The 2087-nt window shown below is 71.9% G+C and carries 2 protein-coding genes and 1 pseudogene; all 3 read left to right on the top strand.

What is annotated here, in order from left to right; translation table 11 throughout:
- The coding region (locus G6027_RS07605; RefSeq protein ID WP_182636644.1) for a molybdopterin-dependent oxidoreductase at positions 1 to 1036 on the top strand (1036 nt) is incomplete at its 5' end.
- Between the two features lie 74 nt (positions 1037 to 1110).
- Positions 1111 to 1692: an ECF RNA polymerase sigma factor SigK gene (gene sigK, locus G6027_RS07600; RefSeq protein WP_182636643.1), complete on the top strand. Its 582-nt coding sequence runs from the start codon at positions 1111 to 1113 to the stop codon at positions 1690 to 1692.
- Positions 1689 to 2087, top strand: a pseudogene (locus tag G6027_RS07595) (anti-sigma factor); the annotation flags it as partial. The gene sigK and the pseudogene G6027_RS07595, both read left to right, overlap by 4 nt.

The raw sequence follows: 2087 nt of genomic DNA, 5'->3' as shown, positions 1-2087 counted from the left end.
CGTGATCGCCGCGGCGGGTGCGACCGGGGTGGCCCTGACCCGCCGCGCAGCCGACGCCCTCGCGGAGCGTACGGGCCTCCAACTCCCACGGGTGCTGAGCCGCAACGCCGCCGCACCGGTGCCGGACGGGATCGTTCCCGACGCCCCCGGGGTCACGCCGTTCCTCACGTCCAACGAGGACTTCTACCGCATCGACACGGCGCTGCGTGTCCCCGCGCTGACCACCGCGGACTGGCGGCTGCGGATCCACGGAATGGTGGAGAGGGAGATCGAGCTGGACTGGGAGTCTCTGACCGCCCGGGAGTTCCGGGACCGGATCGTCACCCTGACCTGCGTGTCCAACGAGGTCGGGGGCGACCTCGCCGGCAACGCGACCTGGACCGGCTTCCCGATCGCCGAGCTGCTCGCCGAGGCCGGCCCCCTTCCCGAGGCCGACATGCTGCTCTCGACCTCCGTCGACGGGTGGACGGCGGGCACCCCGCTCGAGGCCCTCACGGACGGCCGGGACGCTCTCCTGGCCGTCGGGATGAACGGCGAGCCGCTGCCGCTCGAGCACGGGTACCCGGTCCGGCAGGTCGTGCCCGGCCTGTACGGCTACGTCTCCGCCACCAAGTGGGTGGTGGACTGGGAGGTCACCCGATTCGACCGGGCCAGCGCCTACTGGACCGACCGGGGGTGGGGTGAGCGCGGACCGATCCTCACCGCGAGCCGGATCGACAGGCCCGCCCCCCTGGCCGAGCTGGAACCCGGCCCCGTCGTGGTGGCCGGGACGGCGTGGGCCCAGCGCCGGGGCATCGACCGCGTCGAGGTTCAGGTCGACGACGGACCGTGGAACGAGGCGACGCTCGCCGAGGAGTACTCGATCGACACCTGGCGCATGTGGTCGTGGACATGGGACGCCGAGCCCGGACTGCACACGCTGTCCGTCCGGGCCACGGATTCGACGGGTGAGGTGCAGACGGAGACTCGGCAGCCCCCGATCCCCACCGGGGCCACGGGCTGGCACAACCGCACGTTCCGGGTGTCGGGGACATGACCGTTCTCGACACACCCCGCCCCGCCGCCCGCCCGTTCCGTGCGTTCCACCTGTGGCGCACTAGACTGTCCCCCGTGTCCGAGCCCACCGCCCCGTCGCTGGCCGATCCGGGGCGCCTATTGGAACTCTCCGCGGCCGGCGATCTCGATGCCTTCGCCCGCTTCTACGACCTCATGGCACCCCGCGTGCACGGTCTCGCGCTCCGGGTCCTCCGCGACCCCGGGTACGCGGAAGAGACCGTGCAGGAGGTGTTCCTGCAGGTCTGGAAGCAGGCCTCGGGGTACAGCCCGAAGCTCGGGTCGGTCCACTCCTGGGTGCTGACCATCGCCCACAGGCGGGCGGTGGACCGGGTGCGGTCCGAGAGCTCCGCAGCACGGCGCGACGAGGCGGACGCCGCCGCAGGGGTCTCCCACTCCGGTGACATCGCCGACCAGGTGACCGAGGAGATCAGCCGGGAAGAGGACGCCGCCGACATCCGTCGATGTCTGGGAGAGCTCACCGAGAACCAGCGTGAGTCGATCGAGATGGCGTACTTCTCGGGGCTGACCTACCGCGAGGTCGCCGATCAGCTGGGGGCCGCACTGCCCACGATCAAGTCACGAATCCGCGACGGCCTGCGCCGTCTCAAGAGCTGCCTGGGAGGTGAGCTGTCATGACCGTCCGACACCATGATCATCCGGAGTCCTCGGGCACGGTTCATCCCGAGGAGCTCGACCTCTACGCGCTGGACGCACTGGACGAGCAGGAGGCGGAGGCCGTCGAGCAGGCTCTCGTCGCCGCGGCCCCGGATGAGCGGCGCTCGATGCTCGCCCACATCCGGTCCACCCGGGAGATCGTGGCCGATCTGGTGGCCGACGCCGACCTGGACGTCCCGCCGCCGCCCTCTCTCCGGACCACGGTTCTCGACCTGGTCACGGCGGAGGCCGGCCCCGGGCACGACGCGGGCACCCGGGAGTCTGACGATTCCCGGGGCACCGGGGGCGCGGCCGTGGTCGACCTGAGCCGGATGCGTGAGCGTCGGCGCCCCGGGCCGTGGACCTTCGTCGCCACC

Origin of the sequence: Dietzia sp. SLG310A2-38A2, from assembly GCF_014145095.1 — a bacterium.
Taxonomy (GTDB): Bacteria; Actinomycetota; Actinomycetes; order Mycobacteriales; family Mycobacteriaceae; genus Dietzia.
This window is presented reverse-complemented; position numbering and strand designations above follow the sequence as displayed.